Source organism: Actinomadura sp. DC4 (genome assembly GCF_030406325.1).
In the GTDB taxonomy this organism is placed as follows: Bacteria; Actinomycetota; Actinomycetes; order Streptosporangiales; family Streptosporangiaceae; genus Actinoallomurus.
In genome coordinates this window covers 1-26,784 of record NZ_JAUEQY010000029.1, presented here as the reverse complement: position 1 = coordinate 26,784, position 26,784 = coordinate 1, and the positions used below count along the sequence as shown (strand labels likewise).

The 26,784-nt window shown below is 70.6% G+C and carries 25 protein-coding genes and 1 pseudogene; 16 read left to right on the top strand and 10 right to left on the bottom strand.

Annotated elements, in window-relative coordinates; all coding sequences use genetic code 11:
- Positions 1–263: 263 nt before the first annotated feature.
- The gene (locus QWU11_RS36380; protein WP_290119059.1) at positions 264–1,487 is read right to left on the bottom strand and encodes an acyl-CoA dehydrogenase family protein; all 1,224 of its coding nucleotides are present in this window, start codon (positions 1,485–1,487) and stop codon (positions 264–266) included.
- A gap of 243 nt (positions 1,488–1,730) precedes the next feature.
- On the opposite strand from QWU11_RS36380, the gene QWU11_RS36375 reads away from it, so the two are divergent.
- A complete protein-coding gene (locus QWU11_RS36375) occupies positions 1,731–3,020 on the top strand; it encodes an MCE family protein (RefSeq protein ID WP_290119058.1) in 1,290 nt (429 codons plus the stop codon).
- Here QWU11_RS36375 and QWU11_RS36370 read toward each other — a convergent pair.
- Positions 3,009–3,974: a glucosyl-3-phosphoglycerate synthase gene (locus tag QWU11_RS36370; protein ID WP_290119057.1), complete on the bottom strand. Its 966-nt coding sequence runs from the start codon at positions 3,972–3,974 to the stop codon at positions 3,009–3,011. The genes QWU11_RS36375 and QWU11_RS36370 overlap by 12 nt on opposite strands.
- 89 nt (positions 3,975–4,063) lie before the next feature.
- On the bottom strand, positions 4,064–5,500 hold the full coding sequence (locus tag QWU11_RS36365; RefSeq protein ID WP_290119056.1) for a helix-turn-helix transcriptional regulator: 1,437 nt from the start codon (positions 5,498–5,500) through the stop codon (positions 4,064–4,066).
- A gap of 147 nt (positions 5,501–5,647) precedes the next feature.
- Here QWU11_RS36365 and aceA point away from each other — a divergent pair, with 147 nt between their 5' ends.
- The 7 genes from aceA to QWU11_RS36330 all read left to right on the top strand — a co-directional run bounded on the left by aceA (position 5,648) and on the right by QWU11_RS36330 (position 13,349).
- Complete coding sequence (aceA, locus tag QWU11_RS36360; RefSeq protein ID WP_290119055.1) at positions 5,648–6,949, top strand: isocitrate lyase; 1,302 nt, start codon at positions 5,648–5,650, stop codon at positions 6,947–6,949.
- Between the two features lie 158 nt (positions 6,950–7,107).
- Positions 7,108–8,568 (top strand): M1 family metallopeptidase, encoded by a 1,461-nt coding sequence (locus QWU11_RS36355; RefSeq protein ID WP_290119054.1) that lies wholly within the window; start codon positions 7,108–7,110, stop codon positions 8,566–8,568.
- 103 nt (positions 8,569–8,671) lie between these two features.
- Positions 8,672–9,457, top strand: a complete 786-nt coding sequence (locus tag QWU11_RS36350; RefSeq protein WP_290119053.1) for an ABC-2 family transporter protein — start codon at positions 8,672–8,674, stop codon at positions 9,455–9,457.
- Positions 9,450–10,253, top strand: a complete 804-nt coding sequence (locus QWU11_RS36345; protein WP_290119052.1) for an ABC-2 family transporter protein — start codon at positions 9,450–9,452, stop codon at positions 10,251–10,253. The genes QWU11_RS36350 and QWU11_RS36345 overlap by 8 nt, the downstream gene beginning before the upstream one ends.
- A gap of 2 nt (positions 10,254–10,255) precedes the next feature.
- The gene (locus QWU11_RS36340; RefSeq protein WP_290119051.1) at positions 10,256–11,203 is read left to right on the top strand and encodes an ATP-binding cassette domain-containing protein; all 948 of its coding nucleotides are present in this window, start codon (positions 10,256–10,258) and stop codon (positions 11,201–11,203) included.
- A 311-nt stretch (positions 11,204–11,514) separates the two neighbouring features.
- Positions 11,515–12,417: a hypothetical protein gene (locus QWU11_RS36335; RefSeq protein WP_290119050.1), complete on the top strand. Its 903-nt coding sequence runs from the start codon at positions 11,515–11,517 to the stop codon at positions 12,415–12,417.
- Positions 12,418–12,446: 29 nt separating this feature from the next.
- Positions 12,447–13,349, top strand: a complete 903-nt coding sequence (locus QWU11_RS36330; protein WP_290119049.1) for a hypothetical protein — start codon at positions 12,447–12,449, stop codon at positions 13,347–13,349.
- Between the two features lie 47 nt (positions 13,350–13,396).
- Here QWU11_RS36330 and QWU11_RS36325 read toward each other — a convergent pair whose 3' ends face one another.
- Genes QWU11_RS36325 through QWU11_RS36315 form a run of 3 tightly spaced genes read right to left on the bottom strand, consistent with a single transcriptional unit; the run spans position 13,397 to position 16,641 of the window.
- The gene (locus QWU11_RS36325) at positions 13,397–14,311 is read right to left on the bottom strand and encodes an NAD(P)-dependent oxidoreductase (protein ID WP_290119048.1); all 915 of its coding nucleotides are present in this window, start codon (positions 14,309–14,311) and stop codon (positions 13,397–13,399) included.
- 60 nt (positions 14,312–14,371) lie between these two features.
- Positions 14,372–15,043 carry a response regulator gene (locus QWU11_RS36320; RefSeq protein ID WP_290119129.1) on the bottom strand — a complete coding sequence of 224 codons (672 nt, stop codon included), beginning with the start codon at positions 15,041–15,043 and terminating at the stop codon, positions 14,372–14,374.
- Between the two features lie 5 nt (positions 15,044–15,048).
- Positions 15,049–16,641: a sensor histidine kinase gene (locus tag QWU11_RS36315; RefSeq protein WP_290119047.1), complete on the bottom strand. Its 1,593-nt coding sequence runs from the start codon at positions 16,639–16,641 to the stop codon at positions 15,049–15,051.
- A gap of 155 nt (positions 16,642–16,796) precedes the next feature.
- Between QWU11_RS36315 and QWU11_RS36310 the strand changes: the two genes are divergently transcribed.
- Genes QWU11_RS36310 through QWU11_RS36300 form a run of 3 tightly spaced genes read left to right on the top strand, consistent with a single transcriptional unit; the run spans position 16,797 to position 19,550 of the window.
- Positions 16,797–17,627, top strand: a complete 831-nt coding sequence (locus tag QWU11_RS36310) for an ABC transporter ATP-binding protein (RefSeq protein WP_290119046.1) — start codon at positions 16,797–16,799, stop codon at positions 17,625–17,627.
- Complete coding sequence (locus QWU11_RS36305; protein ID WP_290119045.1) at positions 17,617–18,489, top strand: ABC transporter permease; 873 nt, start codon at positions 17,617–17,619, stop codon at positions 18,487–18,489. The genes QWU11_RS36310 and QWU11_RS36305 overlap by 11 nt, the downstream gene beginning before the upstream one ends.
- An 11-nt stretch (positions 18,490–18,500) precedes the next feature.
- Entirely contained in the window at positions 18,501–19,550 is a 1,050-nt protein-coding gene (locus QWU11_RS36300) for an ABC transporter substrate-binding protein (RefSeq protein ID WP_290119044.1), read from the top strand.
- A 32-nt stretch (positions 19,551–19,582) separates the two neighbouring features.
- On the opposite strand, the gene QWU11_RS36295 is transcribed toward QWU11_RS36300, so the two are convergent.
- On the bottom strand, positions 19,583–20,326 hold the full coding sequence (locus QWU11_RS36295) for an MBL fold metallo-hydrolase (protein WP_290119043.1): 744 nt from the start codon (positions 20,324–20,326) through the stop codon (positions 19,583–19,585).
- A 228-nt stretch (positions 20,327–20,554) separates the two neighbouring features.
- Between QWU11_RS36295 and QWU11_RS36290 the strand changes: the two genes are divergently transcribed.
- The 3 genes from QWU11_RS36290 (at position 20,555) to QWU11_RS36280 (ending at position 22,983) form a co-directional block, all read left to right on the top strand.
- Positions 20,555–21,013 carry a hypothetical protein gene (locus tag QWU11_RS36290; RefSeq protein ID WP_290119042.1) on the top strand — a complete coding sequence of 153 codons (459 nt, stop codon included), beginning with the start codon at positions 20,555–20,557 and terminating at the stop codon, positions 21,011–21,013.
- 254 nt (positions 21,014–21,267) lie between these two features.
- Positions 21,268–22,161: a hypothetical protein gene (locus tag QWU11_RS36285; RefSeq protein WP_290119041.1), complete on the top strand. Its 894-nt coding sequence runs from the start codon at positions 21,268–21,270 to the stop codon at positions 22,159–22,161.
- Positions 22,162–22,164: 3 nt separating this feature from the next.
- Positions 22,165–22,983, top strand: coding sequence for a hypothetical protein (locus QWU11_RS36280; RefSeq protein WP_290119040.1), 819 nt, complete (start codon positions 22,165–22,167; stop codon positions 22,981–22,983).
- Positions 22,984–23,067: 84 nt separating this feature from the next.
- On the opposite strand, the gene QWU11_RS36275 is transcribed toward QWU11_RS36280, so the two are convergent.
- Both QWU11_RS36275 and QWU11_RS36270 read right to left on the bottom strand, forming a co-directional pair.
- The gene (locus QWU11_RS36275) at positions 23,068–23,499 is read right to left on the bottom strand and encodes a universal stress protein (RefSeq protein ID WP_290119128.1); all 432 of its coding nucleotides are present in this window, start codon (positions 23,497–23,499) and stop codon (positions 23,068–23,070) included.
- A 216-nt stretch (positions 23,500–23,715) separates the two neighbouring features.
- Positions 23,716–25,134, bottom strand: a complete 1,419-nt coding sequence (locus QWU11_RS36270; RefSeq protein ID WP_290119039.1) for an alpha/beta fold hydrolase — start codon at positions 25,132–25,134, stop codon at positions 23,716–23,718.
- 324 nt (positions 25,135–25,458) lie between these two features.
- On the opposite strand from QWU11_RS36270, the gene QWU11_RS36265 reads away from it, so the two are divergent.
- Entirely contained in the window at positions 25,459–25,902 is a 444-nt protein-coding gene (locus QWU11_RS36265) for a hypothetical protein (protein ID WP_290119038.1), read from the top strand.
- 121 nt (positions 25,903–26,023) lie between these two features.
- A complete protein-coding gene (locus QWU11_RS36260; RefSeq protein WP_290119037.1) occupies positions 26,024–26,662 on the top strand; it encodes a LysE family translocator in 639 nt (212 codons plus the stop codon).
- Here the strand turns inward: QWU11_RS36260 and QWU11_RS36255 are convergent.
- Positions 26,659–26,784, bottom strand: a pseudogene (locus QWU11_RS36255) (IS630 family transposase); the annotation flags it as partial. The gene QWU11_RS36260 and the pseudogene QWU11_RS36255 sit on opposite strands and share 4 nt — an antisense overlap.

Below are 26,784 nucleotides of genomic sequence, written 5' to 3'. Positions count from 1 at the left end.
AGCCAGCGCCGTCCGACCTCAGCAGCGCGAGCCCCCGATGTCGTCCCACGGTGGCTAAGCACCACCCGGTAGGCGTCTCGAATGTCCGCACCGCTGTTCAGCTCGCAAGAAATGGCTAACGGTTAGACCGTCAGCACCAAGTCAGCACGGCGTCGGGAATCAACGGGAAATGACCGGGGCCTACGGGCATTCGCTGAGGGCTGGACGGCACGCCTCCAACCCTGGCGACGATCACCGGGCGATGGCCACGACCTGCGGAAACGCTACCGTACCGGCAGTCCCGTGACCGTACGGCCGATGACCAGGCGCTGGATCTCCGACGTGCCCTCGAAGATGGTGAAGATCTTGCTGTCGCGGTGCCAGCGCTCGACCGGGTAGTCGCGCGTATAGCCATTGCCGCCCAAGATCTGGATGGCCTCCTCCGTCACCCGCACCGCCGTCTCCCCCGCGTAGAGCTTGGCCATCGAGCCCTCCGCGCTGGTGAAGTCCTTCCCGTTTCGCGCCATCCACGCCGCCCGCCACACCAGCAGGCGAGCCGCGTCGACCGACGTCTTCATGTCCGCCAGCTTGAACGCCACCGCCTGGAAGTCGCCGATCTTGCGGCCGAACTGCTCACGGTCACGCGCGTAGTCCAGGGCGTACTCGTACGCCGCGCGGGCGATGCCCACGGCCATCGCGCCGACCGTCGGCCTGGACGCCTCGAACGTGCGCATCGCCGCTTGGCCCGCCGCCCGTTTGCCCTCGCGCACCCGGGCCAGGCGCTCGTCCAGTTTCTCCTTGCCGCCGACCAGGCAGGCGCCCGGCACGCGGACGTCGTCGAGGACGACCTCGGCGGTGTGGGACGCGCGGATTCCATGCTTTTTGAACTTCTGGCCCTGCGACAGGCCGGGCGTGCCGGGCGGCACGATGAAGCTCGCCTGCCCCCGTGAGCCGAGCTCCGGGTCCACCGACGCGACGACGACGTGCACGTTCGCGATGCCGCCGTTGGTGACCCAGGTCTTGGTCCCGTTGATGACCCACTCGTCCTTGGCCTCGTCATACACCGCGCGCGTACGGATCGCGGAGACGTCCGAGCCGGCATCCGGCTCGGAGGCGCAGAAGGCACCGAGCTTCACGTCGTCGGGGGTGCCGAACATCTGCGGCACCCACTCCCCCGTCTGCTCGGGCGTGCCGGTGGCGGCGACCGAGACGGCGGCCAGGCCGGAACCCACCAGCGACAGGCCGATGCCCGCATCGCCCCAGAAGATCTCCTCGAAGGCCACCGGGATGCCCAGGCCGGACGACTCGAACCACTGCTGGGCGAAGAAGTCCAGCGAGTAGAGGCCGATCTTGGCGGCCTCCTGGAGGATCGGCCACGGCGTCTCCTCGCGCTCGTCCCACTCCTCGCCCGCGGGGCGGATGACGTCCTTGGCGAACTCGTGCACCCACTCCTTGACCTGCTGGATCTCCTCGGGCAGTTCGAGGGAGAAGGGCGAGTCTTCCGACATGGTTCCTCCGTCTCGCGACGGCCCGCGAAAGCGCAGGCAGGCTATTGGACTTCGAGTCTCTTAAGCGTAGACCCCGTGACGTTACCGGCGGTAACATACGTGGCAAGAGTCACAGATGGCCGGGATGCCTGTCTTAGGAGTCACGAGGCTGTAACAACCGGTACCCTCAGCGTGACGTAAGAGGTAACTTATTTCGCGCTCCGCCCCCCGTGGCCCAGGTCACTCCAGAGAATGGGAGCTTGAGTGGGTCTGCTCCGCAGCCGAAAGCCCCGCGCGAGCCGAACAGCCCGCGCGAGCCGGAAACCTCGCGCACTGACGTACGGCTCCCTCGTCCTCGCCGTCGTCCTGGTCGCCGCACTCGTCACCATCTTCTGGCCCGGCGGCCCGCAGACCCACGTCACCGCCTACTTCGAGCGTGCCACGGGCGTCTACCCCGGCACCGAGGTCCGCATCCTGGGCGTCAAGGTCGGCAAGGTCACCAAGGTCACGCCCAAGGGCAACATGGTCGAGGTCAGGATGGCCTGGACCGCCGAGCACAAGGTGCCGGCCAACGCCCAGGCCGTGATCATCGTGCCGTCCCTGGTCGCCGACCGGTACATCCAGTTCACCCCGGTCTACCGCGGCGGCGCGGCGCTGAAGGACGGCGCGACGCTGTCCCTGTCCAGCACGGCCGTGCCGGTCGAGCTCGACGACGCCAACTCGGCCGTCAACGACCTGACCAAGGCCCTGGGCCCGAAGGGCGCGAACGCCAACGGCTCGCTGTCCAAGCTGCTCTCCACGAGCGCGCAGACCGTCGACGGCCAGGGCGAGAACTTCAAGCAGACCCTGCAGGACCTGTCCGACGTGAGCCGGATCCTGTCCGACAACCGCGGCAACGCGACCCAGACGGTGCAGAACCTCGCCAAGATCACCCAGGCGATGGCCGCGAGCGACCGGCAGATCCGCTCGTTCTCCCAGAACCTCGCCTCGGTGTCGAGCACGCTCAGCGCCGAGCGGGCCGAGCTGCGGGCGGCGGTGAAGAGCCTGTCCGTGGCGCTGCGCGAGGTCTCCAACTTCGTCAAGCAGAACAAGGCCGAGATCGCCTCGAACGTCCAGGGCCTCGCCCAGATCACCGGCGTCCTGGTCAAGGAGAAGAGCGCGCTGCAGCAGTTCCTGGACAAGGCGCCGGTGGCCGCCTCCAACGCCCTCGGCGTGTACGACGCCCAGGACGGCTCCCTGCACGCCCGGCTCAACCTCCAGCAGTCGCAGAACATCGCGATGTGGCTCTGCTCGCTGGCCTACTCCCTCGGCGCGCCGCCCAAGCAGTGCGAGACGCTGCTCAAGCCGCTCAACGCCCTCGGCGTCCCGCTCAGCAAGCTCAGCCTGGACGCCTCCGGGCTGACGACGGCGACGACCCACTACGACGTGGTGCCGCCGCCGCCGGACGCGTACGGGAGCAACCCGCCCGCGCAGAACAGCAGCGCTCCTAAGAACGGCGGAACCAACCCGGATCCGACGTTCGGCGGGCTGCTGTCCCCACCGTCAAACGGTTGAGCCCAGGTAGTCCGGGACCTCGATCGCGGGAGGACGCTCGCCGACGGCGACGTCGCTGATCCGGATCTCGTGGCCGTCGCCGTCCCGGCGGAACTGCGTCAGCGTGGTCGACGGCGGCTCCAGGCGTACGACCCTGCCCTGCCGCTCCAGCCGGGACCACGCGGTCTGCATGATCTGCCCGGACATGCCGCCGAGCGCCTCGGCGGACTGGTGGCTGTGCACGCGGACGCCGAGGTCGACCTGGGCGATCGCGTCGAGGCCGGCGACCTCCAGCACGTCGACCAGCATGCCGAGCTCGACGCCGTACCCGGTGACGAAGGGCAGGCGTTCCAGCACCTCGCGCCGGCCGGCGTACTCCCCCGACAGCGGCTGCAGGACGCCCGCCAGCAGCGGCCAGTGCATGTTGATCAGCGGCCGCGCGACGAGCTCGGTGACCCGGCCGCCGCCGTGTGCGACGGTCGTGCCGCCGTTGACGTACGGGCGGTCGTAACACGCCTTCACGTAACAGATGGACGGGTCGGTCAGCAGCGGGCCGAGCAGCCCGGTGACGAACGACGACGAGAAGTTGCGCAGATCGGCGTCCACGAAGACGATCACGTCGCCGCGCGCGACGTGCATCGACTTCCACAGCGCCTCGCCCTTGCCGGACATCCGCGGCAGCTCGGGCAGGACCGCGTCCTGGGCGACCACCCGGGCGCCCGCGGCGGCGGCGACCTCGGCGGTGTCATCGACGGAACGGGAGTCGATGACGATCACCTCGTCGACGAGCGGCGCTCCGTCGACGAGGTCACGGCGGATCTCGGCGACGATGCCGCCGACGGTCTCACTTTCGTTTCGTGCGGGCAGCACGACGCTGACCGTCGTTTCGCCCTTCGCCGCGACCAACTTGTCGACCGGCCAGTCCGCTGTGGAGCTCATGCGGCGGCGCAACCAATCCTCGACCTGGGGCAGCAACGGGGTCCCCCTCCTCTAGGCGACGACTCGGCCCATTGACTCCCGCCGCCGTTTCACCGTCGTTTCGACAACGTCACACTCAGGGAACGTCATCCCGACGCGTGCTGATCAAGAAATTCGTACACATCCGCCTCATCCACCCCAGGGAACGCGCCGCGGGGCAGCACCGCGAGCACGTGAGAGTGCGCCCGCGCCGAGGGCCAGGCGTAGCCCTGCCAGCGCTGGGCGAGCTCGGCCGGGGGAAGCTGGCAGCAGTCGCCGTCCGGGCAGGCCGACTTGACCCGCCGGTGCGTCTCACGGCCGCGGAACCAGCGCGAGTGCTCGAAGGGGACACCGAGCGTGATCGCGAACTCCCGCTCGTGGCTGGGGTCGATGTGGGACAGGCACCAGTACGTGCCGGTGGGAGTGTCGGTGTACTGGTAGTAGATCGAGAAGCGGTCGTCGGCGGAGAAGACGTGCCGGCCGGCCCACTCGCGGCACATCCGCTGCCCCTCGATGGCGCCGTGTTCGTCGGAGGGGAAGATCAGCCCGTCGTTCGCGTACGCCTTGTAGATCGTGCCGCTCTCGTCGTTCTTGGTGAAGTGCACCGGCAGGTCGAGATGGTGCGTCGCCAGGTTGGTGAACCGGTGGGCGGCCATCTCGTAGGAGACCGAGAAGACGTCGCACAGGTCCTCGATGGACAGCTCGCGGTCGGCCTTGGCCTCCTGGAGGTAGGGCACGACGGTGCGTTCGGGCAGGAGCGCGGCCGCGGCGTAGTAGTTGGCCTCGACCCGCTGCCGGAGGAAGTCGGCGAAGTCCTTGGGCACCGCGTGCCCCAGCGCGATGTGGCCCAGCGTCTGCAGCAGGATCGTCCGCGGGGTGTGCATGCCGAGCTGCTGGCGTTCGAGGTAGATGCGCCGGTTGCGCAGGTCGGTGACGGACCGCACCGAACGCGGCAGGTCCTGCACGTAGCGGAGAGTGAAGCCGAAGTAGGTGACGAGCGAGAGCAGCATGCCCTGCGAGAGCGCGCCGGCCCGGTAGCCGACGGACTCGAGCGTCTTGGCGACGCTCGCCTCGATCTCGCCGAAGTAGTTGCCGCGGTCGTGCATCTGCTGGCGCAGCTCCGCGTTGGCCTTCCGCGCGTCCTCGGGGCTCGCCGTCGGCTTCGTACGGCTCCGCTTGACCTCTTCGTACAGGGCGAGGAGGTGTTCGAGCACGTCGTTGGGCACCCGCTTGCCGATCTTGAGATGCGGCAGTCCCATGCTCTGGTACAGCGGGTCGCGCTGGGCCTCCTCGAGCCCGATCTCGAGCTGGGCGCGGCGGTTGGGGGGCTGTTTGCGAAGAAGTTCCTCAATCGGCACCTCGAGCGCGGTGGCGAGTCCCTGGAGCAGGGACAGCTTCGGCTCGCGCCGGCCGTTCTCCAGCAGCGAGAGCTGCGAGGGTGCCCTTCCGACGCGTTCTCCCAGGTCGGACAGGGTGTAGCCGCGTACACGACGGAGGTGGCGCAGTCGCTGACCAAAGGTCACAAGGTCTAGACCATTCGTCAAGTTCAGCGATTCTTCTTTTTGAAAGCCCGTCACAGCTTCACAATACCAGAATTTCGTACGTTCTTCTTGTTACTGGACAGTTCACTAACGGCCTGTACGAACGGAGACTGAGGGCATACGCACCCACGGGGACGACATAGGAGGGCAATGGCAATGAGTGACCGTCGCCTCAAGGGCGCAGCCGAGGAGCTGCAGCACCAGTGGAAGACCGACGAGCGCTGGGCCGACATCCGACGGGAGTACACCGCCGAGGACGTCGTGCGGCTCCGCGGGTCGGTGCAGGAGGAGCACACCCTGGCCCGGCTGGGCGCCGAGCGCCTCTGGAAGCTTCTGCACGACGATGATTACATCAACGCGCTCGGGGCGTTGACGGGAAATCAGGCGGTTCAGCAGATTCGTGCGGGTTTGAAGGCGATCTACCTGTCCGGCTGGCAGGTGGCGGCCGACGCGAACCTCGGCGCGCAGACCTACCCCGACCAGAGCCTCTACCCGGCCAACTCCGTGCCGGCCGTCGTCCGCCGCATCAACAACGCGCTCATGCGCGCCGACCAGATCACCTGGTCGGAGGGTGACGAGGACGCGCCGCACTGGCTCGCGCCGATCGTCGCCGACGCCGAGGCCGGCTTCGGTGGCGTGCTCAACGCGTTCGAGCTGATGAAGGGCATGATCGCCGCGGGTGCGGCGGGCGTGCACTGGGAGGACCAGCTCGCCTCGGAGAAGAAGTGCGGCCACCTCGGCGGAAAGGTGCTCATCCCGACCGGCCAGCACATCAAGACGCTGAACGCGGCCCGCCTCGCAGCGGACGTGTCCGGCGTGCGATCGCTGATCGTCGCGCGGACCGACGCACAGGCCGCGACCCTGATCACGAGCGACGTCGACGAGCGCGACCGGGAGTTCGTCACCGGCGAGCGCACCGCCGAGGGCTTCTACCGGGTGCGCAACGGCATCTCCTCGTGCATCGCCCGCGGCCTCGCGTACGCGCCGTACTCCGACCTTCTCTGGATGGAGACCGGCACGCCGGACCTGGACGTCGCCCAGCAGTTCGCCGAGGCGATCAAGGCGGAGTACCCGAACCAGATGCTCGCCTACAACTGCTCGCCGTCGTTCAACTGGAAGAAACACCTCGACGACGCCACGATCGCCAAGTTCCAGCGCGAGCTGGGGCACATGGGGTACAAGTTCCAGTTCATCACGCTGGCCGGCTTCCACTCGCTCAACCACTCGATGTTCCACCTCGCCAAGGGCTACGCCGAGGACGGCATGACGTCCTATGTGGAGCTGCAGGAGGCGGAGTTCGCCGACGAGGCGGCCGGATACACCGCGACCAAGCACCAGCGCGAGGTCGGCACCGGCTACTTCGACCTGGTCAGCACGGCGATCTCGCCGGACTCCTCGACCGTGGCGCTGAAGGGCTCCACCGAGGAGGAGCAGTTCGCCGCCACGCACTGACATCTGTCCGTACGCGAGAAGGTCCCCCGGCACGTCTTGGGGGACCTTCTCGTTTACGGCGCTTTCCGGCCAATTTCTCTTGTACCTATATGCCGTCACGTAGGGCAGTATCGTCACCGAGTTACCGCCCCTGTCGATCTTCAGCAGTAGGGACCCACATGCGCAGAACCCGCCGCAGGCTGCTGGCCATCACCACGACGGCCGCGTGCCTCGCCGCGCTGACCCCGGCCGCCGTCGCGCAGTCGCGTTCCCAGTACACGCCCGGCGCCACCGGCATCGGAGACCCGTACTTCCCGCTGGAGGGCAACGGGGGCTACGACGCCCAGCACTACGACGTGGCCTTCGCCTACGACCCGGCGAGCAAGCGCCTGGACGGCACGACCTCCATGACCGCGCGGGCGACGCAGAACCTGTCCCGGTTCGACCTGGACCTGCAGCAGCTCGACGTCAGCAAGGTCACGGTCGACGGGAGGCACGCGTCGTTCACCCGTACGGGCCAGGAGCTGACCATCACCCCGCGGCACGGGATCCGCAAGAACAGCCGCTTCGTCGTCGCGGTGACGTACGGCGGCGTGCCCCAGACGATCATCGGCTCGCCGGTCGTGTTCGGCTCGCCGTACGGCTTCGTGCACACCGACGACGGCGCGTTCATGGGCGACGAGCCGAACGCCTCCTCCACCTGGTTCCCCAGCAACGACCACCCGAGCGACAAGGCCTCCTACACCTTCCGTGTGACGGTGCCGAAGGACCGGTCGGTGATCGCGAACGGCCGGCTCGTCTCCCAGCGGACCAAGGGCGACAAGTCAACCTGGGTCTGGGACGAGAAGTACCCGATGGCGACCTACCTGGCCACCGCCGACATCGGGCAGTGGCAGTTCAAGAACGGCAAGACCCCCGGCGGGATCCCCGAGACGGTCGCGGTGGACCCGAAGCTGGTCGGCCGCGACCCGGCCCACCCGGACCCGATGGCGTTCTTCTGGGACACCACCGCCGAGGCGACCGACCTGTGGTCGAAGACCTTCGGCAAGTTCGCCTTCGACTCCACCGGGGCCATCGGCGACCTGGCGACGTACAACGGGCAGACGATCGGCTTCTCCCTGGAGACCCAGACCCGGCCGCTCTACTCCGACGTGCGCAACACGGCGACGATCGCGCACGAGCTCGCCCACCAGTGGTTCGGCGACGCGGTCTCGGTCCGTGACTGGGACGACATCTGGCTGAACGAGAGCTTCGCGACGTACGCGCAGTGGCTCTGGAACGAGAAGCACGCCGGGACGACCGTGCACGACCAGGCCCGTCTCGTCTACAACCGGCACGGCGACACCGACACCTGGTGGAACGTCGTGATCGCCAACCCGCAGCGCGACACGATGTTCCACGACCGCGTCTACAGCGGCGGCGGCATGGTGCTGGAGTTCCTGCGGGAGAAGGTCGGCGACGACGCCTTCTACAAGCTCCTGCACACCTGGTTCGAACAGCACAAGTACTCCAACGGGAGCACCGAGCAGTTCACCGCGCTGGCGAACCGGGTCACCCACCAGAACCTCACGCCGTTCTTCCACACGTGGCTCTACTCCACCGGCAAGCCCGCCCTGCCGGGGGGCGACATCAAGGGCTGATCCTCCGGAGCGCACCGCCGCCCGTCACGCCGAAAAGGTGTGGCGGGCGGCGGCGCGTGGTCCGTACGGTGGGTGCCGGCCCACGTGAGGAGAGAGCGGCGGGATGCGGTTGTACGCCTTGATCGCGGCCTACGCGTTCCGCCGTTACGGCACCTACCGCGTCGCGGCCCTCTCCGCGACCTTCACCAACACGATCTTCGGTTTCCTGCGGGCGAGCGTGCTGATCGCGCTCTGGCACGCCCGGCCCGGCCTCGGCGGGTACGACGTCACGGACGCGGTGACGTTCAGCTTCCTCACCCAGGCGCTCCTCGAGCCGGTGCGCGTCTTCGGCGGCAGCCTGGACCTCACCGAGCGGATCCGCAGCGGCGACATCGCGATCGACCTGCACCGCCCCGCCGACCTGCAGGGCTGGTGGCTGGCCGATGACCTGGGCCGGGCCGGGTTCGCGGTGCTCAGCCGCGGGCTGCCGCCGATGCTCGGCGGGACGCTCTTCTTCTCCCTGCACTGGCCCTCGGCCGCGGCCTGGCCCGCCTTCGCCGGCGCGGTCCTGCTCGGCGTGCTGGTGAGCTTCGCCCTGCGCTACCTCATCTCGCTGGCGGTGTTCTGGCTGCACGACGACCGCGGCGTCAACGGGATCTCGCTGATCGTCTCGATGTTCTTCTCCGGCATGATCGTCCCGCTGACGATCTTCCCGAGCACGCTCGGCACGGTCTCCCGCGCGCTGCCGTGGGCGGCGCTGGTCCAGCTCCCGGCCGACGTCTACCTCGGCAAGCGCACCGACGTGCTCGGTGTGTACGCCTTCCAGGCGGCCTGGGCCGCGGTCCTGCTCGCGGCCGGGCGGCTGCTCACGGCGCGAGCGCACCGCAATCTGGTGGTCAACGGTGGCTGAGACGGTACGCGTCTACCTGCTGCTGGCCGGCGCGTGGATGCGCTCGGCGGCGCAGTATCCGGTGTCGATGGCCATGCTGGTCGCGACGGCGGCCGTCTCGGCCTCCCTCGACGTCGTCGCCATCCTCATCATCTTCGCGCACACGCCCCGGCTCGGCGGGTTCTCGCTGCCCGAGGTGATGTTCCTGTACGGCACGGCGGGCGTGTCCTTCGCCGTCGCCGACATCGCCCTCGGCACCGCCGAACGCCTCGGCGAGCACATCCGCCGGGGCACCCTCGACACGCTGCTGGTCCGCCCGGTCGGCCCCCTCGTGCAGATCGCCACCGAGGACTTCTCCCCGCGCCGCATGGGCAAGCTGGTCCCGACCGCGACCGTGTTCGTGTTGTCGCTCGTACGCCTGCCGGTCGCCTGGACGCCCGGCCGCGTCGCGGCCGTCCCCCTGATGCTCGTGTGCGGCGCGTGGATCTTCGCAGCGCTCTGGGTGCTCACCGCCTCCTGGCAGTTCGCCGTCGTGGACGGGCGGCACGCGGGCGACTCGATCACCTACGGCGGGGGTTTCCTCACGCAGTACCCGCTGAGCCTGTTCGGCCGCGACGCGCTGCGCGGGCTGACCTGGGTGCTGCCGCTGGCGTTCGTCAACTGGGAGCCGGCGCTGTACGTCCTCAGGCGTCGCGACCCGCTGGGCCTGCCGGTGTTCTTCCGGTTCGCCGCGCCGCTCGTCGCCGCGGTGCTGTCCGTCCTCGCCGCCCTCGCCTGGCGCACCGGGCTGCGGCACTACCGATCCACGGGGAGCTGACCTTGATCGAGGTCGACGAGGTCGCCAAGTCCTTCACCGTACGGCGGCGCACCGGGCGGCTGCGCCGGAGCGGCGTCCGCGTCCCCGCGGTCGACGGGATCTCCTTCACCGTCGCCGCCGGTGAGTTCGTCGGCTACCTGGGGCCCAACGGCGCCGGCAAGTCGACCACGATCAAGATGCTCACCGGCATCCTCACGCCGTCCTCCGGGCGGGTGCGCGTGGCGGGCCTGGACCCGTCGCGGCAGCGTACGGCCCTGGCGCGGCGGCTCGGTGTGGTGTTCGGCCAGCGGACCACCCTGTGGTGGGACCTGCCGCTGCGCGACAGCCTGACGCTCGTCCGGCACCTGTACCGGGTCGAGCGGCCGGCGCACCGGGCGCGGCTCGCCGAGCTGACCGGACTCCTCGACCTCGAGTCCTTCCTCGACACCCCGGTGCGGCAGCTCAGCCTCGGGCAGCGCATGCGCGGCGACCTGGCGGCGGCGCTGGTGCACGACCCGGAGCTGCTCGTGCTGGACGAGCCGACCATCGGCCTCGACGTGGTCAGCAAGGGGACCGTGCGCGACTTCCTCGTCCGGCTCAACGCCGAGCGGGGAACGACGATCCTGCTGACGACGCACGACCTCGGCGACATCGAGCGCCTCTGCCGCCGGGTGATGGTCATCGACCACGGACGGCTGGCCTACGACGGGTCGCTGGCCGCGCTGCGGGACACGATCGCGGCCGACCGGACCCTCATCGTGGACCTGGCCCGTGCGGCTCCCCCGATCGCGGTGGAGGGCGCCCGCGTCATCCGTACCGAGGGACCGCGCCAGTGGCTTGCCGTCCCGCCCGCCGCGAACGCCGCCGCCGTCGTCGCGGCCGTCGCCGCGCACCACGAGGTGGAGGACATCGCCCTCCGCGAGCCCGGCATCGAGGAACTCATCACGCGGTTGTACCGCACGCGTAAGTGACACACCGCCGTAGGTGCCCGGTGCGCTAAATGCTTCACGTCGCTTCGTATTCCGTCGGCAAAAGACACGCCCGTACGAAATGGCGACGCATGCTTTCCCAGGAATTGGATATAGACGATTCGCACCCGGAGAGCGATCACTCCCTGAGGTGATTGCCACCCGTGCAGGCATTACATCACCGTCACGATAGATGTCCAGATCGGCCGACGTTTTCCCGGCAACCACACGATTGCGAACGACACCGCCTGAGCCGACTGCACATAAGCAACAACCATGACTTTCGGGGGATTCGTATGGCTTCAATGGCTTCAATGGCTTCATTCGCGAAAACGGCCGGTGGGATCGGCGCCGCGGTGCTCGCGAGCACCGCCTTGACGATGGCCCCGGCCCAGGCCCAGGCCGCGGCGAAGAAGACCGTCATCGTGCCGTGCAGCTCACCGGCGCTCGCCACCGCGATCACCGCGGCCAACACGACGCCGGCCTTGCTCCGGCTCGCCGCGAACTGCACCTACGACATCACCACGGCGGCGTCGGTCGACGATGCCCTCCCGCTCATCACCGGCACCGTCTACCTGGTCGGCGGGCCGTCAACCACGATCAGGCGCAACGTCTCCGCGGGCAACGTCCGCCTCCTCCATGTCGCCATCTCGGGCACGCTCCACGTCTATGGGATCTTCCTTATCAACGGCGACACCCCCGCGACGGGCGGCGGCATCGAGAACTCGGGCCGGGTGGTCCTGAAGCACGTGACGCTCAGCGGCAACACGGCCGCCAGCGACGGCGGCGGCGTGCACAACAACACCACCGGAAACGTGCTGATCAGCCGCTCGATCGTCAGCGGCAACACGTCCACGGGCGGCGTCGGGGGCGGCGTCAACAACGCCGGGGTCGTGACGTTCCAGGACAGCCGGGTCTCGGCGAACAACGCGGGCGGCGCCGGGGGCGGAGGCCTCAACACCTCGGCCGGCGCCACCTCCCGCCTCATTCAAAGCACTTTCCACCACAACACGACCACGGGCAGCGGCGGCGCGGTCCGCAACCTCGGCTTGACGCTGGTCGACCACACGCTCGTCGAGCGGAACACCGCCTCGGTCAGCGGCGGCGGAATCTTCAATCAACCGCCGGGTGCCGTGACCGTCAGGGTCTCGGCCATCCGTCTCAACACGCCGAACAACTGCTTCCCGCTGAACGCCATTCCGGGTTGCCGCAACTGATCCCAAAATGGCTTTCGAGGGGAATTCACATGAGTTCATCCCTAAGGGCGGCCGGTGGGATCGGCGCGGCGGTGCTCGCCGGCGCCGCGCTGACCATGGCGCAGGCGCCGGCCCGGGCCGCGGCGAAGAAGGTCGTGTTCGTACCCTGCAGCGCACCGGCGCTGGCCGCGGCGATCACCGCCGCGAACGTGACGCCGACCACGATCCGGCTCTCGGCCGACTGCACGTACGACATCACGACGCCGGCGGTCATCGGCAGCACGGCGCTACCGCCGATCACCGGCAACGTCACCATGATCGGTGGCCCGTCCACGGCGCTGCGACGTGATCCGAACATCGCGGTCGCGCGCATTCTCCAGGTCAACGCGGGCGGCAGGCTCGACCTGGAGGGCGTCTTCGTCCTGAACGGGATCGCGGACGGCGCCGGCGGCGGGGGCATTCTCAACAACGGCTCGCTGGTGTTGCGGCAGGACACCCTGAGCGGCAACACCGGGCCCAACGGCGGAGCGGTCTCCAATGGAGCCACCGCGAACGCCCTGATCTCCAGGACGGTCATCAGTTCCAACTCCACGACCGGCTCCGGCGGCGGCGTCATCAACCTCGGGAGCCTGACCGTCTCCGGGAGCCGCCTGACCGGAAACACCTCCGGGATCGACGGCGGCGGCATCGCGACGGTGAGCGGCGCGACGCATCTCATCCAGAGCACGATCGACCGCAACGTCGCCACGGGCACAGGGGGTGGCATCTACAACGTCGCGACGACGACGCTGAGCCGCACGCTGGTGGAGCTGAACCGCGCCGTGAACGTCGGCGGCGGCGGGGGGATCCGCAACGTCGCGCCCGGCGTCGTGACGCTGAGCGTGTCGAGCGTCCGCAACAACACGCCGGACAACTGTTCACCGCCGAACACCATTTCGGGCTGCGTCCACTGATCCGCCCGTGATCGAGGGGCCGGGCTCCGGCCCGGCCCCTCCGCGCGTCAGACGCCCAGGACCTTCCGCGTACGGGCGAGGCCGTCGCGGTAGCCGGTCACCGACGGCCTCCAGCCCAGCTCGTCCCGCGCCCTGGCCGTGGAGAGCCGCATCGACGTACGGGTCATGAGCGCACCGGCGTACGGGGCCATGAGGCGTACCAGCACGCCGGGCGCGACCAGCGGTTTCGGCAGTTCGAAGACCCGGGCGATCTCGGTGATGAGGTCGAGCCAGGTCGCCGCCTCGTCGTCGGCGATGTTGTACGCCCGGCCGCCCCGGCCGTGTTCGAGCGCGGCGACCGTCGCGGCGGCCGCGTCGTCGACGTGGGTCCACGGGGCGACGCCGCCCCGCGCGACCGGCAGCCGCCGCTTGCGCAGCGCGTCCAGCATCCCCTCCACCGAACCCGGGCCGTAGAACCCCCCGTAGCGCAGGGAGACGCCCTCCACGCCCTCGGCGGTGAAGATCTGCTCCTCCGCCGAGCGCATCGCCGCGACCGTACGCGCGAACGGGCCGCCCGGCTCGGCGAAGGGCACGTCCTCGGTGAGCGGCTCCGCGCCGTGGTCGCGGAAGCCGTAGCCGCCGTAGAAGGACTGGCTGACGAACCGGCACGCGCCGGTGGCCCCGGCGACGGCCAGCAGGTTCGTGGTGCCCTCGGCGCGCAGCGCGTTGGTCGCGGCCATCAGCCCCTCGCGCGTCGGCACCTTCTTCAGCGCGGTCAGCTGGTGCACCACGGCGTCGAGCCGCAGTCCCTCCACCGCTCCGAGCAGGTTCGTACGGTCCATGGCGTCGGCGACGACCGCCGTCGCTCCGGGCACCGGCCGCCGGGACCGGGTGAGCGCGAACACCTCGTGCCCGCCCTCGGCCAGCATCCGCACCAGGGGACGTCCTACAGCGCCCGTTGCGCCCGCGATGAGAACCTTCATGGCTTCGATCTCCTTCGTCTCTACAACCCGGGAGACGAGGGACCGGAGCCGGATGTGACATCACATGGCGACCGGTCCGGAGGAGCCCGGCCGCCAGAGGTACTCGTGCTCGGGACGTCCCGTGCTGCCGTACCTCAGCGTCACCAGCACCCGGCCGCCCTGCGCGAGCGAGGCGAGGTAGCGCTGGGCGGTGGCCCGCGAGATGCCGACCGCCTCGGAGATCTCGGCCGCCGAGCGCGGCGCGCCGGCCCGCCGGAGCGCGTCGGCGACAAGGCGCGAGGTCACCGGCGACTGCCCCTTGACCGTACGCTGCCGGGCCCGCGGCACGTCGTGCAGCACGTGGACGGCGCGGTCGACGTCGGCCTGGCCGAGCTGGCCGCCGGTCGTGAGGCACTCGCGGTACCTCGCGTACGCGCGCAGGCGCTCGCCCAGCTCCGCGGCGGTGAACGGCTTGATCAGGTAGTGCAGCGCGCCGCGTGAGATCGCGGTGCGCACCGACTGGGGGTCGGTCGCGGCGGTGGCCATGATCACGTCCGTGGCCAGGCGCGGCAGCAGGTCCAGGCCCGACTGGTCCGGCAGGTAGACGTCGAGCAGCACGAGGTCGGCGGCGGAGGCCTTGGCCCGCGCGTCGGCCGCCGTACGGGCCCGGCCCGCCACGCGGAAACCGGGCACGAGATCCACGAAGCCGGCGTGGACCTGCGCCACGCGGAAGTCGTCGTCGACCACCAGCACGTCGATCAATTCAGCACCTCCGGCAGCCGGGCCACGAAGACGGCTCCGGCGTTCTCCTCGACGGGCTCGGCGAGGGTGACGTCGCCACCGCGGGCGCGCGCCGCCGTACGGGCGAGCGCGAGGCCGAGGCCCCGCGGCCGGCCGCCGTCACCGCCGCGGGTGGAGACGCCGTCCAGGAAGATCTCCTCCTGCAGGTCCTCCGGGACGCCCTCTCCGGAGTCGGTGACGGTGACGTGCAGGTCGGCGCCGTCGCCGAGCAGCTCGATCTCGACGCGGGCGGGCCGGCGGCTGCCGAGCCGGGCGGCCTCCAGGGCGTTCTCCACCAGGTTGCCGAGCACGGTGGTCACGTCGAGCGGCTCGGCGACCCGTCCGGGCACCCACGTGGTCTCGGCGATCCGGAGTTCGACGCCCTTCTCGGCCGCGACGGCCGCCTTGGCCGACAGGAACGCCCCGAGATAGGGGTCCGGCACGCTGCCCGGCGGCTCCCCGTTCGCGGAGGGGACCTCGGCCAGCGTACGGATGTAGCCGGCCGCCTCCTCGAAGTGGCCGAGCTGGAGCAGCCCCGACAGGGTGTGCAGGCGGTTGGCGTACTCGTGCCGCTGCGCGCGCAGCGCGTCGAACAGCGTGCGCACCGCGTCGAGTTCCCGGGCGAGCGACTCCACGTCCGTGCGGTCGCGCAGGCTGACCACCGCGCCGAGACGGCGGCCGTCGTGGCTGACCTCCCGCCGGTTGACGACGAGCACCCGGTCCCCCGAGACGACGAACAGGTTGGCCGGCACGGACTCGCCCGCGAGCACCGCGCGCAGGCGGCCGTCCACGCGCAGCTCGGCGACGGGGGTCCGGCGGGCGGGCGTGGTGCCGAGCAGCCGGGCCGCCTCCTCGTTGCAGATCGTCACGCGGCCGGCCGTGTCGAACGCGAGCACGCCCTCGCTGATGCCGTGCAGCACCGCCTCGCGCTCCTGGACGAGCTCGGCCAGCTCGTGCGGCTCCAGGCCCAGGGTCTGGCGCTTCAGCCTCCGGCCGATGGCCACCGAGGCGAGGACGCCGAGCGCGACGGTGCCGGAGGCGAGCCCGGCGGCGATCGCGAGCGTACGGTGCACGCGCCGGTCGATCGCGTCGGCGTCGAAGCCGACGCTGACCTCGCCGACCAGCGTCCCGACGTGGTCGTACAGCGGGACCTTGCCGCGGGCGGACAGGCCGAGGGTGCCGCGTTCGATGACGGTCACCTCGTGCCCGGACAGCGCGGCGGACGGGTCGGTGCTGACCCGCCGGCCGATCTCGGCGCGGTTCGGGTGGGCCAGCCGGATGCCGCGCCGGTCGGTGACGACGACGAACAGCGCGCCGGTGGCGTGCCGCACGCGTTCCGCGCGCTCCTCCACGACGCCCTGCGGGTCGCCGCTCGCCACCGCGTCACCGATCACCGGGTCGGACGCGACGGAGCGGGCGAGGGTGAGGGCCCGCCAGGCGAACTGGTGCCGCAGCTCGTCGCGCTGGACCCAGGCGGCGAGACCGTACCCCGTCACGGCGACGAGCACCACGACACCGATCTGCAGAATCAGCACCTGGTGCGCGAAGCGGACGCGTGGACGCCGGGGCATGACGTGCAAACCGTAACCGAACGGGGGTGTCCCGCGGGCGGCGAGCAGAACGCGCAAAACCTCGATTTATCCGCTGAACGGCCAATAACACGGCTTGTGAGTACATCGCGGGCAAGGCTTAACGCGCAGGACACACGCTCGTAGCGTCTGGCGGCATGCCCACGCAAGCAGCCCCTGATGGCCCCGCGATCGAACTCCGCGGCGCCACCAAGCGTTTCCGCTCGTCGGGTGGCGTGCACACGGCCATCCGCGACCTCGATCTCACCGTGAGCTCCGGGGAGTTCGTCACCGTGGTCGGTCCCACCGGCTGCGGCAAGTCCACCACGCTCTCCCTCATCTCCGGCCTCGAACCCGCCTCCGCCGGCGAGACGCTCGTGCACGGCCGGCCCGTCACCGGCATCCCGGACGGTGTCGGCTACATGTTCCAAAACGATGCCGTACTCCCCTGGCGTTCGGTCCTCGACAACGTCGCGACCGGCCCGCGCTACCGGGGCGCCGGCCGGCGCGCGGCGCGGGACAAGGCCCGCGAATGGGTGGAGCGGGTCGGCCTCGGCGGGTTCGAGTCCTACTACCCGCACCAGCTCTCCGGCGGCATGCGCAAACGCGTCGCGCTCGCCCAGACGCTCGTCAACGAGCCGTCGATCCTGCTGATGGACGAGCCGTTCTCCGCGCTGGACGTGCAGACGCGCGGCCTGATGCAGGACGAGCTGCTGCGGCTGTGGTCGGGCGGCGCGGGCGGCGCCGCCGCCGTCGTCTTCGTCACCCACGACCTGGAGGAGGCGATCGTCCTCGGCGACCGCGTGGTCGTGATGACCGCCGGGCCCGCCACCGTCAAGGGCTCCTTCGCCGTCCCGCTCGAACGGCCGCGCGACGCGGAGGAGGTCCGGCTCACCGCGGAGTTCCTGGAGATCTACCGCGAGGTGTGGGACTCCCTGCGCGAAGAGGTGCAGATCACCCGCGAGAGGGGTGCGAGGCGTGCAGCCTGACACCCGGGTCCGGGACGACGTCGCGGCCGACGACCAGGCGAGGGCGGTCGCCCAGGCACGGGCCGCGCGGCGCAGCCGTGTGGTCGTGATCAACGCCGTACGGGTGCTGCTGGTCGTCGCCGTGCTCGGCTCGTGGGAGCTGGCCGCGACCCACTGGATCGATCCGTTCTACTACTCCAAGCCGAGCGCGATCTGGCACCGGCTGGTGGACTGGTTCACGGACGGCACCTCCCAGGGCTCGATCTGGCAGCAGATCGCGTACACGCTGGAGGAGGCCCTGATCGGCTTCGCGCTCGGCAGCGCGGGCGGCGTCGTGCTCGGCATCGTGCTGGGCCGCAGCCGCTTCCTGTCCGACGTGTGCGCGCCGTTCATCAAGGCCGCCAACGCGATCCCCCGCATCATCCTGGCCTCGCTGTTCGTCATCTGGTTCGGCCTCGGCATGTCCTCCAAGGTCGCGACCGCGTTCGTCCTGGTGTTCTTCGCGGTCTTCTTCAACGCCTTCCAGGGCGCCCGCGAGGTCGACCGCAACCTGGTGAACAACGCCCGGATCCTCGGCGCCGGCCGGATGCAGGTGCTGAGCACGATCGTCGTGCCCAGCGCGACCTCCTGGATCCTCGCCTCGCTGCACTCGGCGTTCGGCTTCGCGATCATCGGCGCGGTCGTCGGCGAGTACAGCGGCGCCGACAAGGGCCTCGGCCTGCTCATCAACCACGCGCAGGGCACCTTCGACTCGGCCGGCATCTACGCCGGAATGATCATCATCACGGTGATCGCGCTGCTGGCCGAGTGGCTGCTCACCCTCCTCGAACGCCGCCTGCTGCGCTGGCGTCCGCCCGCCTCCGGCGTCGAAGCACAGATCTAAGGAGTCCTCCCATGCACACGGCCACCCGCGTCACCGCGGCCGCCCTCGCCGCCGTCACCGCCCTGTCGCTGAGCGCGTGCCGCGACTCTCGTACGTCCGCGTCGACCGGCGGCGGGAAGGGCGACACCGTCAAGATCATGGTCGGCGGCATCGACAAGGTCATCTACCTTCCGGCCAAGCTCACCGAGCAGCTCGGCTACTTCAAGGCCGAGGGCGTGACCGTTCAGCTCCTCACCGAGCCCGCCGGCGCGCAGGCGGAGAACGTCCTGATCTCCGGGGACGTCAACGGCGTGGTCGGCTTCTATGACCACACCATCGACCTGCAGACCAAGGACAAATGCATCGAGAGCGTCGTGCAGCTCGCCGACGTGCCGGGCGAGGCCGAGGTCGTATCGGCCGCCAAGGCCGGGCGGATCACCTCGCCGGCCGGGTTCAAGGGCAGGAAGCTCGGCGTCACGAGCCCCGGCTCGTCCACCGACTTCCTCACGCAGTACCTCGCCACCAAGAACGGCGTGAAGACCTCGGAGTACACGACGGTGAAGGCGGGCGCGGGCCAGACGTTCATCGCCGCGCTGAACAACGGCGGCATCGACGCGGGCATGACCACCGACCCGACCATCGCCCAGCTCACCGACACCGGCAAGGGCAAGGTCCTGCTCGACATGCGCACGGAGGCGGGCGCACGCGCGGCACTCGGCGGCCTTTACCCCTCCAGCTCGCTGTACATGAACTGTGACTACGTCCGGTCGCACGCACAGGTCGTGCAGAAGCTGGCGAACGCGCTGGTGAGGACGCTCGCCTGGATCAAGGCGCACAAGCCGGCCGAGATCGCCGCCAAGATGCCGGCCGACTACGCGGGCGGCAGCCCCACGCTGTACGAGAAGGCGGTCGCGGACAGCATCGGCATGTTCAACGGAGACGGCCTGATGCCGGCCGACGGGGCGAACAACGTGCTCAACGTCCTCGCCCAGTTCTCACCGAACGTCAAGGGCAAGAAGGACAGCATCGACCTGTCCAAGACCTACACCACCGAGTTCGCGAGCAAGGCGCCGAAGCAGTGACGCGACCGGGGCTTTGAGCGAGGGCGTCCGCCTCAGCCGAGGCGGACGGTCTCGTCCTCGCGGGCGACGTCCACGTCGCCGTCGTACGTGCGGCGGGCCGCCTCCAGGGCCTGGACCGGGAGGGTGCCGGGCCACAGGTGGGTGAGCATCAGGCGACCGGCGCCCGCGGCGGTCGCGTGCTCGCCCGCCTGGCGGGCGCTCGACAGATAGCGGGCGTCCCCGGCCGGCACCTGTTCCGGGTGGGTCGCCTCGGCGAGGAACAGGTCGGCGTCGCGGGCGAGTTCGGCCAGTTCCCGGCACGGGCCCGAGTCGCCGGTGTAGGCGAGCACCCGCCCGCCGGCCGTCAGGCGCAGGCCCGCGTTCGGCACCCAGTGCGGCAGCACCCACGTGTCGACCGTGAACGGGCCGATCTCGAACCGGCCGCCCGCCTTGAAGGCGCGCAGCACCAGCGCGTCGTCGAGCATGCCCGGCCGGTCCAGGGCCAGGACCCGGTCGAGCGCGCCGGGCAGCGCGTGGACCGGCAGCCTCGGCGGCGGGTCCGCGTCGAGGGCGCGGGCGCGCAGCAGGGGGTTCAGGTCGGCGCAGTGGTCCGGGTGGCCGTGGCTGACCAGGACCGCGTCGACGCCGGCGGCGCTCACGTGGCGGAGCAGACGCGGCAGCGTGGCGTACCCGGGGTCGATGAGCAGGCGGAAGCCGTCCTCCTCGACCAGATAGCCGCTGCACGCCCGGCCCGCCGTGGGCCAGGCTCCGCAGCTCCCGAGCACCGTCATCCGCATCGCTCAGCTCCCATCCGAGGCCAGGTGCCGAAACCCGGCCCAGGCCATCATTCCCGCGAACACCGACATGACGAGGCCAAGAACTTGATTTACCGAGAAATGTCGCGTTTGGTCGTTGAAATGAACGTCTGGCGTGTCTGGCGCGTTGTCCAACACATGGCCCTTCGCAGCACGCCTTCGTTCGACCTCCGGTCCGCTGTGGTCCCCGATGCGCATGGCGTGGCGACGGTGTCATCGGCCCTTCCGGTACGCGCGACCGCGAACGCCGTCTACGACTTCCTCGAACGGCTGCCCAACCACGCGCTGATCACCGGCGACGACCTGCGGCTGGAGGGCGTGGCGCCCGATGGGATGAGCGCGCTGATCTCGATGCGCGGGCCGCTGGGCGTCCGCCGTACGGCCCGCACGCGCGTCACGACACGCCACCGGCCATGGGCGTTCGGGGGTACGGCGGCGGTCGGCCGGCGCACCGTGGCCTACGTGCACTGGGCGATCGAGCGCGCCGACGCCGGCTCGTTCGTCACGCTGACCGCGACCATCCTGCGCGCCGGGGCGCTCGACCGGCTGCTGCTCACGATCGGCGGCCGGCAGTGGCTGGCCCGCAGCTTCGACCGGGCCGTCGCCCTCCTCGCCGTGACCGTGGAGCGGGCGGACCTGGCGGTCGCCGCCGACGCTTCGCCGCGGTGACGAGCGCCGCTCATCGGGTCCGCGACCGCCGGCGGCTTTGATCGCCGGTACGGCCGGGACAGAGCGGACAGGAAACAACAGGTGGGACTGTAGCGCCGAAACGGTTGTGGAACGGTCCCATCATCACGTTTTCGCATCACCGCCGCGAGCCCTCCAGGGCGGTGCAAACATTCCGGCATAGCACCTCTACTCGGTTGTTTTAGGACGTTTTGCGGGGGCAGAGAAGGCTCGCAACTGCAACCCAGGAGGCAACCATGTCGACCGTCGCAGTGGTCGTCATCGTCATAGTCGTGCTCGCCGTGATCGGCGTAGTCGGGTATTTCGCGCGGGGACAGGCGCGGCGACGCGGCCTGCAGCAGCGCTTCGGCCCCGAGTACGACCGCACCGTCGAGAGCCACGAGAGCACGAAGGAGGCCGAGCAGGAGCTGCTCGCCCGCCAGAAGCGCCATGACGAGCTGGAGATTCACCCGCTGGACCCGGAGACGCGCGAGCGTCACATCGCCGAATGGCGTCAGGTCCAGGAGCGTTTCGTGGACGAGCCCGAGAGCGCCGTCACCGAGGCCGACCGTCTTCTCGTCCTCGTGATGGGCGAGCGCGGCTACCCCACCGAGGGGTACGAGCAGCAGGTCTCCGACCTGTCGGTCGAGCACGCGAGCACCATCGACCGGTACCGCCAGGCGCACGACATCAGCACGCAGGCCGAGGCGAAGAAGGCCTCCACCGAGGACCTGCGGCAGGCGATGGTGCACTACCGCACCCTGTTCGCCGAGCTGCTCGACACCGACGGCGAGTCGATCACCAACGGGCACTCCCCCGTCCGTACCGGTACGGACGCCGGCACCGCGACCGAGACGGACGCCGTCGAGGCCGAGACCGCCGAGCCCGTCGCCGAGCCCGCGGAGACCAGGGCCGACGCCGCCACGCGTGAGCCCGTCGCCGCCGAGCCCGTCGCGAGCGAGCCGGTGAGCGAGCCCGTGAATGAGCCGGTCGAGCGGGACGCGGCGCGCGCCGACACCGGTGCGGCCGCTGGGACGCCGGAGGAGACGCCGGAAGAGGCGGCCGCCGAGCGTACCGAGGCCAAGCCTGCCACCCGGACCAGGACGGCCCGGCGGACCACACGGCGTGACAGCGACGACAAGGGAGCATGAGGCATGAACGACTTCAACGACCGTCCCGTGGACGAGCCGCACCAAGACGACGACCGGCCCGTGGCCGGCTGGCCCGGCCACACGGCGAACGAGCACACCGACGAGCAGACCGGTGAGCACGTGGACGACCGTACCGACGAGCAGACCGACGAGACCCGCGACGAAGACGAGCCCCTCGTCGGCGAGGTGTGGAACGACGACACCCCGGCCGAGGCGGACGGCGAGCACGGCCGGCCCGCCGAGGACGCCGCCGAGGACGACGGCACCGAGGGCGAGCGGGACCACGTCTCCGAGCCCTTCGGCACCGAAGAGCCGATCATCGTGGAGGACGAGACCGCCGACGAGACCTCCGACACGGCTGAGGAGGCCGCGGACGACGAGGCCGAGCCGGTCGCCGTCACCGACCCGCCGGAGGCCGTCGACGAGGCGGCCGACACGGGTGTGGAGGAGCCGGTGATCCTGCCGGTCGCGGACGGGTCCGCCACCGAGACGGCGACGGAGACCGAGACCGAGGCGGCCTCGACGGGTGCCCGCCCGACGGCGGGCGACGACTTCGACGTCGAGCAGCTCGTCGACGCGGAGGCCGCCGGGCGGCTCCGCGACCGCTGGCGCGACGTCAAGGCCGTCTTCGTGGACGACCCGGCCGACGCGGTACGGCAGGCCGGTGACCTGACCGGCGAAGCCGTGGACGAGCTCACCGCGGCCCTCGGGCGGCTCCGGGACCAGCTCGGCGGCCACGCCGGCGAGGAGGCCGACACCGAGCGCCTGCGCGTGGCGCTGCGCGGCTACGGCTCACTGATCGAGCGCATCCTCAGCCGCTGACGTCAGGCGGTGGTACCAGCGGCGGGCGCCCACGCGCCCGCCGCTCGCTTTTGCCCGGCGTGACCGGCGGGTGACGGACGAGCGTCAGCGCGCGGCCCGGTCCCCCGGCCAGACCAGGAACACCCCGCACGGCGCGTGGTCGACGACGAACCGCGTCACCGGTCCGAGGCTGTCGGGGCCGGGCAGCTCGCGCGCGCCGTCGCGTACGCAGACGAGCAGGTCGGCGCCGCTCGCCGCCGCGACGACCTCGTGCTCGGCGACGCCGCGCTCCCACAGCCGCCGTACCGGGCGCCCGATCCGGGCCTCGGCCTCGTCGAACAGGGCTGCGGCCTGCTCCTCCTCCACGCCGGCGAACGCCTCTCCGGGTTCGTGGCCGGCCGGGCCGAGCAGGCCGGTGAAGGCGTCGTGCTCGGCCTCCTCCTCGGTGACCAGGAGGAGGACTACCTCGTCACAGGTGAGGCCGGCCGCCGCGTCGACCGCGCTCTCCCACGCGGCGGCGGGGTTGATCCAGACCATCACGGCCACACGACCACGCTCCGAATGCCGATGGGGGCGTCCACCCTGTCATGATCCGCACGACAAGGATGCCCGGCCGGCGAGGGAAATTCCGGCCGCGTTGCCACCGATCCGGGGCGCGCGGAGTGCACAGATGCCGCAAGGATGCCAGAAGACCCGATCACGATCACCCGCGGGCCCGCATCCGGTCGGCCGGATGCGGGCCCGCACGGGCGATCAGCCGTCCAGGAAGGCGGTCACGGCGTCGCGGCCGGCGTGCCCGAGCTCGCGGTTCTGGATCGAGTGCGAGGCGCCCTTGACGATGACGACCTTGGCGTCCGGCGCGTGCCGCGCCTCCTCAAAGGCCCACTCCATCGGCGTGGACAGGTCGTGGTCGCCGTTGACGAGCAGCACCGGGACGCCCGGCAGCCGGGCCGGCGGCTCGGCGGAGGGCCGGGAACGCCAGCGCAGGCACTCCTGGACGAAGCCGCTGCCCGCAGAGGTCGCACGGGTGTAGGGCCAGAACCGGCTGGCGTCGATGCGGCGGAGCGCGCGGTCCAGCCTGGCCGGGCGGCCCGCGAGCGGGGCGGCGGACGTGCCCCAGGGGAACGCGCCGTCGGAGCAGAACGCGTCGATGTGCAGGCCGGAGCTGTAGCTCGCCAGGTCGTCGCCGCCGGGCTTGAAGAGGGCGATGATCGCGTCGAGCCGGGCGGGGTCGCCGTGCCGGGCGGCGTGCAGCGCGCCGACGATGTCGCCCTGCCCGCCGGGAAGGGCGTCGGCGTCGCGGTAGGTCGGGTCCGCGAACTCGTACGAGACCATCGTGTCGAAGATCCGTACGCCGTCGGCGTCGCTCCGGTGCCGGACCACCCACGCGAGGTCGTCGGCGGGGTCGAACCCGCAGGCCGGCGCCGTCGTGCACGCGTCGCGCAGTACGCGGGCCTCGGCGTGCAGGCCGACGAGGTAGAGGCCGTCGTCGGCCTGCGGGTCGACGTGCGGCAAGACCGAGTCGAGCACGACCTTGCGCACGTGGGACGGGTGCGCGGCGGCGTACCGCGCGGCGGTGAAGCTCCCGTACGAGACGCCGTCGACGACCATCTTGTTCACGCCGAGCGCCTGGCGCAGGGTCTCGTAGTCCGCGACGGTCTGCTCGGTGCCGTACAGGCCCTTGCGGTCGCCGAGGATGCCGGAGCACTCCTTGATCGCCGCGGGGGTGGGCGCGGCGATGTCGGAGCTGCCCACCTGGGCCTGCAGCCCCGGGCAGTCGAGCGCGCCGAACTCGCCGGTGCCGCGCTGGTCCAGCGTGACGAAGCGGTACTGCCGGCCCACGTCGGGCAGGCGCTGACCGGCGATCCGGCCGATGAACGGCACGCCCGGCTGGCCCGGTCCGCCGGTGAGGAACAGCAGGGTTCCCTTGGGCGCGCCCGCGTTGTCCGCGGTGGCCACCTGAAGGTCGAGCGTTCCCGGCACCCGGCCGCGATGGTCGAGCGGCACGGTGAGGGTCGAGCAGGTGTAGCCGGGTTGGTCCGGGCAGGGATGCGGGTCGGCCAGCCTCGGCGCGGCGGAGGCGTGAGGGGACGCGCCGGCCGAGGACACCGGCCCGCCGAGGCAGGCCGCCAGCGCGGCGGCGGCCGCGGTGATGAGAACTCGTGAACGCATCCCGGATTGTGAGCACGGAACCCCGCCCGAGGACAGCCCTCACAGGCCGTTGAGCGTTCTGTTGACCTGTATCGGCCATGGCGGCGGCCGGTCGGCGCGCGTGCGGCCCGAAGACCGCCGAAAGGGACGGCGAAAATCGTTCCCGCCCGCGCCTTGACCGTTTTCTGACTCGATGTGCGATCTCGTGGCTCGAACACCCCCTCCGAGGCCCAACCGCTCGCCGCGATCGGGCAATGAGTCGTTGAAACCCGCGCGTGGTCACGGCGGGCGGGCCCGCCTGCTGAAAGCGTCTGACGCGATCACTGCTTTCCAAGGGGGAACGTCATGCGCACACTCACCGTCACCACGCTCGCCGCCGCGGGGCTGCTGAGTCTGGCTCCCGGTGCCGGGGCCGCGACCCACGCCAACCACCTCACCGTCTCCGGGCAGGCCAGCCACCTGCGTCCGGCCGTCGGCGAGGTCGAGAACGTCCGCTGGACGGTCACCAACGTCGGCGACGGGCACCTCGACCGCGTACGGCTGGTCTCATCGATCCCGAACGGGTGGACCGTCAAGGACGGCCCGGGTTGCACCCATGCCGGCGCGAACCTCCGCTGCGAGCTGGGCGGGCTGGACGCCGGCCGTCGGGTCAGCGTCGACATCCCGATGGTCGTGCACCGGCCGCTCGGTGCCGTGCAGCTGCGCGCCTGGGCCGCCGGGTCCGTCGGCAGGCTCAGCGTCCCCGGGCCGGAGACCTCCTTCCAGGTCGTCGTGGTGGCCCGCCACTAGACACAGCGTTCGCTGCTCCGCTTCCGGCCACGGCCGCCGCATATCGGCGGCCGTGTCCGTTTTCCGGGCTGGTTTTGTAATTTCGGCCGGCTCTGACCTGCTTTATGACTAATATGACTGCGTGCCTGAGCTGCTGCTGCCGTTTCTCGGCGTGGTCGCGGTCCTGACAATCACCCCTGGTCCCGACATGCTGCTGGTCGTCCGCAACGGGCTGAGCGCCGGCGTTCGCGGCGCCTGGCTCACCGGACTGGGCTGCTGCGCGGGCATCTCGGTGCACGCGACGGCGGCCGTCCTCGGCCTGTCCGCGATCCTGGCGGCCTCGGCCGACGCGTACGCGGCGGTGAAGCTCGCCGGCGCGGCCTACCTCGCCTATCTCGGCGTACGCCTGCTGATCTCGGCCATCATGTCCGGCGACCAGCCGCCCGAGGAGCCCGCGGAGGCCCCGCCCGCGGTACGCGGGTACGGGCCGGCGTTCCGCCAGGGGCTGGTGACCAACCTGCTCAACCCGAAGATCGCGCTGCTGTTCCTCACGCTGCTGCCGCAGTTCGTCGCGGACGACGAGCCGCGCCTGCGCACCACCGCGACGCTCGCCCTCATCTTCCTCGGCGTCGCCGTGCTGTGGTGGCGGACGTTCTCCCTGGCCATCGGCCCGATCTCCCGCGCCCTGCGCGGCCAGCGCTCCCGTCGCCTGCTCGACACGGCCGCCGGCTGCGCGCTCCTCGCGATCAGCGCCCACGTGGCGTTCTCGGGCAAGGGCTAGTGTCCTGAGTTGGGAATTCTGTTCAGATATCCGGCGAGGCGTTCGAGGATCTCATCAGCGGTCTTGGTCCATACGTAGGGCCTGGGGTCGGTGTTCCAGGCCGCGATCCAGTCGCGGATGTC

What these genes read in the sequence shown, in the direction of transcription:
- QWU11_RS36335 (WP_290119050.1), top strand. Translation starts at nt 11,515, where the DNA reads ATGGCTTCATTCGCGAAAACGGCCGGTGGGATCGGCGCCGCGGTGCTC.
- QWU11_RS36330 (WP_290119049.1), top strand. Translation starts at nt 12,447, where the DNA reads ATGAGTTCATCCCTAAGGGCGGCCGGTGGGATCGGCGCGGCGGTGCTC.
- QWU11_RS36275 (WP_290119128.1), bottom strand. Translation starts at nt 23,499, where the DNA reads ATGGTCTGGATCAACCCCGCCGCCGCGTGGGAGAGCGCGGTCGACGCG.
- QWU11_RS36325 (WP_290119048.1), bottom strand. Translation starts at nt 14,311, where the DNA reads ATGAAGGTTCTCATCGCGGGCGCAACGGGCGCTGTAGGACGTCCCCTG.
- aceA (WP_290119055.1), top strand. Translation starts at nt 5,648, where the DNA reads ATGGCAATGAGTGACCGTCGCCTCAAGGGCGCAGCCGAGGAGCTGCAG.
- QWU11_RS36295 (WP_290119043.1), bottom strand. Translation starts at nt 20,326, where the DNA reads ATGCGGATGACGGTGCTCGGGAGCTGCGGAGCCTGGCCCACGGCGGGC.
- QWU11_RS36285 (WP_290119041.1), top strand. Translation starts at nt 21,268, where the DNA reads ATGTCGACCGTCGCAGTGGTCGTCATCGTCATAGTCGTGCTCGCCGTG.
- QWU11_RS36380 (WP_290119059.1), bottom strand. Translation starts at nt 1,487, where the DNA reads ATGTCGGAAGACTCGCCCTTCTCCCTCGAACTGCCCGAGGAGATCCAG.
- QWU11_RS36265 (WP_290119038.1), top strand. Translation starts at nt 25,459, where the DNA reads ATGCGCACACTCACCGTCACCACGCTCGCCGCCGCGGGGCTGCTGAGT.
- QWU11_RS36270 (WP_290119039.1), bottom strand. Translation starts at nt 25,134, where the DNA reads ATGCGTTCACGAGTTCTCATCACCGCGGCCGCCGCCGCGCTGGCGGCC.
- QWU11_RS36315 (WP_290119047.1), bottom strand. Translation starts at nt 16,641, where the DNA reads ATGCCCCGGCGTCCACGCGTCCGCTTCGCGCACCAGGTGCTGATTCTG.
- QWU11_RS36310 (WP_290119046.1), top strand. Translation starts at nt 16,797, where the DNA reads ATGCCCACGCAAGCAGCCCCTGATGGCCCCGCGATCGAACTCCGCGGC.
- QWU11_RS36280 (WP_290119040.1), top strand. Translation starts at nt 22,165, where the DNA reads ATGAACGACTTCAACGACCGTCCCGTGGACGAGCCGCACCAAGACGAC.
- QWU11_RS36355 (WP_290119054.1), top strand. Translation starts at nt 7,108, where the DNA reads ATGCGCAGAACCCGCCGCAGGCTGCTGGCCATCACCACGACGGCCGCG.
- QWU11_RS36350 (WP_290119053.1), top strand. Translation starts at nt 8,672, where the DNA reads ATGCGGTTGTACGCCTTGATCGCGGCCTACGCGTTCCGCCGTTACGGC.
- QWU11_RS36300 (WP_290119044.1), top strand. Translation starts at nt 18,501, where the DNA reads ATGCACACGGCCACCCGCGTCACCGCGGCCGCCCTCGCCGCCGTCACC.